Annotated in this window: 3 protein-coding genes and 1 pseudogene; all 4 read right to left on the bottom strand. The window is 74.3% G+C overall.

The window, feature by feature from the left end; all coding sequences use genetic code 11:
• Nucleotides 1–280 (bottom strand): annotated as a pseudogene (locus ADBZ5U_RS04740) (biotin synthase BioB); the annotation flags it as partial.
• A 37-nt stretch (nucleotides 281–317) separates the two neighbouring features.
• On the bottom strand, nucleotides 318–845 hold the full coding sequence (locus ADBZ5U_RS04735; protein ID WP_526262890.1) for a 2'-5' RNA ligase family protein: 528 nt from the start codon (nucleotides 843–845) through the stop codon (nucleotides 318–320).
• A gap of 1 nt (nucleotide 846) precedes the next feature.
• Nucleotides 847–1,533 (bottom strand): dethiobiotin synthase, encoded by a 687-nt coding sequence (gene bioD / locus ADBZ5U_RS04730; protein WP_526262888.1) that lies wholly within the window; start codon nucleotides 1,531–1,533, stop codon nucleotides 847–849.
• Nucleotides 1,530–2,675 carry an 8-amino-7-oxononanoate synthase gene (gene bioF, locus ADBZ5U_RS04725; RefSeq protein ID WP_526262886.1) on the bottom strand — a complete coding sequence of 382 codons (1,146 nt, stop codon included), beginning with the start codon at nucleotides 2,673–2,675 and terminating at the stop codon, nucleotides 1,530–1,532. Before bioF ends, bioD begins: the two co-directional genes overlap by 4 nt.
• Between the last annotated feature and the right edge of the window lie 29 nt (nucleotides 2,676–2,704).

Raw genomic sequence — 2,704 nt, 5'->3', positions numbered from 1 at the left:
CGCTGCGCACCGGCGAGGCGAACAACCCGGACTGGGCGCAGAAGTGGCAGTCCTCGGGGCAGCCGCCGGTCTTGAGGCTGATGATGCCCTCGACCTCCACCTCCGGCCCGCACCACCGCATCCGAACGTCGTGGGCCAGCCCCAGCAGTTCCTCGAGCCGGTCGTCGGGCAGTCGCAGAACCTCCAGAACCTGGTCACGGGACAGCCCCTCGCCGCGCTCGAGAACCTGTTCGCGGGCCTGCCGGAGGACGTCGGGAGCTGCCTGGGTCACGCTGGACAGGTTAGTGCACCCGGTGCCGCCCGAGGACCGGCGGTGCTCACCCGACGAGCAGATGGTCGACCCGCTGGTCGGAGTCCCAGCGGCGGAGTCCGACGGCTTCGGCGGCCAGATCGTCGACGTCCCCGCTGACGACCGCCAGCGCGTCGCCGATCTCCCCGGCGGTGAACCGGCGGCCCAGGGTGGCATGTGCGGTCCAGTGTCCCGGCCGGCAGTGCGCGAACGGCTCCCCGGTCAGGTAGGGCAGCGAAAGCCGGTACACCTCCTCGTGCAGGGCGAGCAGGTCCGCCGACGGGACGATCAGCCGGGCCAGCGTGTGCCGCGCGCCGCCGAACACCGTCGGCGCTCCCACCACGCACGGCACCGGGAACCGGGCGGCCAACGGACGCAGCACGACGTCGACGTCGGGGCTGATCCGTTGGGCGGCCAGCAGCGTGACGTGCGGCCGGTTGGTCGCCGAACCCACCCGCGCCTGGCTGGGCAGCCCGGCCTCGTCGAGCGCCCGCCAGGTCGCCCGGATGGCGGCGTCGCTGTCGGCGTCGAGCAGCAACTCGATGGAGTGCGCCATCTCAGGCCAGTCCCGCCACCCATCGCGGGTCGAACGCCGTACGGCTCATCGCCGCGAACTGCTCCGGCGAGAGCCGTCCGGCGGCTTCGGGCAGGACCGCGCGCAACTCGGCCATCCCGCCCAGCGCGTCCCGGTTGCCGGCCGCAGCGACGTCGGGCTCGGCGGGCCAGGAGCCGATCACCAGTCCGGCGAGCCGAAGCCCATTGCGCTCAAGGGATTCCAGCGTCAGCGCGGTGTGGTTGAGAGTGCCCAGCCCCGGTTGGGTGACCACCAGAACCGGCGCGGCCAACTCGGCGGCGAGGTGGCGCAGGGTCACGCCGCCGGCGGCGATTTCGACCAGAAGACCACCGGCGCCCTCCACCAGCGTCAGCGCGCCGGGCCGATCTGCGGCCCGGACGGCGGCCACGATCTCGTCCGCCGACGGCAACGGCCGGCCGGTCCGCTGGGCGGCCGCCGCCGGGGCCAGCGGTTCGGGATAGCGGGCCACCGACACCAGCCGGGTCACACCGGCCAACCTGGCCACTTCGGCGAGGTCGTCGTCGCCTTCCCCCGCCCACCCCGATCCGGTCTGCACCGGCTTGCACACCGCGACGTCGACGCCCGATCCGAGCGCGGCCGACGCCAGTGCGGCGGTCGTGATCGTCTTGCCGACACCGGTTCCGGTGCCGGTGACCACCAGCAGGCTCACCGGCCGGCCAGGACCGAGCCGAGCACCCGGCAGGCCAGTTCGAGTTCCCCGGCGGTCAGCGACGCGCGCGCGGTCAACCGCAACCGGGAGGTTCCGGCCGGCACCGTCGGCGGCCGGAAGCAGCCCACCCGCACACCGGCGTCCAGGCAGGCGGTCGCCGCCGCCACCGCCGATTCGGCGTCGCCGAGGATCAGCGACACCACCGCCGACGGCGGCTGGCCGCTGACCCCGCACGCTCGGGCCAGGATCCCGGAGTGGTCGAGGACGGCTTGCGCCCGCCACGGCTCGGCCGCGAGGATCCCCAGCGCCCCCAGGGCGGCGCCGACCGCCGCGGGCGCCAGCCCGGTGTCGAAGATGAACGGCCGGGCCGCGTCGATCAGGTGGTCGCGCACCGCCTCGGAGCCCAGGACCGCCCCGCCCTGGCTGCCGAGCGCCTTGGACAGTGTGGTCGTCATCACCACATCGGGCGCCCCGGCCAACCCGACCTCGTGCAGCAGCCCGCGGCCTCCGGCGCCGCGAACCCCGAGGCCGTGCGCCTCGTCGACCAGCAGGACCGCCCGGTGCGCCCGGCACACCTCGTGCAGTTCCCGCAACGGCGCGAGAGCTCCGTCGGTGCTGAAGACAGAGTCGGTGACCACCACGGCCCGTTCCTCGTCGCGGCCGGCCAGGGCCGCCGCGACCGCGCCGACGTCCAGGTGCGGGGTCACCACCACCCGGGCCCGGGACAACCGACAGCCGTCGACCAGGGAGGCGTGCGACAGGGCGTCGGACACCACCAGCGACCCTGGGCCGGACAGACTGACCAGAGCGCCGAGGTTCGCGGTGTAGCCGGAGGAGAACACCAACGCCGCCGGGGCTCCGACGAACTCGGCCAGGGCGCGCTCGAATTCCTCGTGCAGTTCGGTGTTCCCGGTGACGAGCCGCGACCCCGTCGAGCCCGCGCCCCAGGTCCGCAGCGCCCGCACGCCGGCTTCGATCACCTCCGGGTGCCGGGACAGCCCGAGGTAGTCGTTGGAGGCCAGGTCGACCTGGGTCGCGACCGCCGGGCGGGCGCGCAGCACCCGGCGCAGACCGGCCAGCCTGCGCCGCCGATCGACGCCGTCCAGCCAGGACAGCGGCGAGATGTCGATTTCGGGGGTCATTCCGGCCCCTACCCTATTGCCCGGGCCAC

It is taken from the genome of Mycobacterium sp. (genome assembly GCF_040398885.1).
In the GTDB taxonomy this organism is placed as follows: Bacteria; Actinomycetota; Actinomycetes; order Mycobacteriales; family Mycobacteriaceae; genus Mycobacterium.
This window is presented reverse-complemented; position numbering and strand designations above follow the sequence as displayed.

Excerpts from the sequence above, each read along its gene's own strand:
- ADBZ5U_RS04735 (WP_526262890.1), bottom strand. The coding sequence starts at position 845 with ATGGCGCACTCCATCGAGTTGCTGCTCGACGCCGACAGCGACGCCGCC.
- bioF (WP_526262886.1), bottom strand. The coding sequence starts at position 2,675 with ATGACCCCCGAAATCGACATCTCGCCGCTGTCCTGGCTGGACGGCGTC.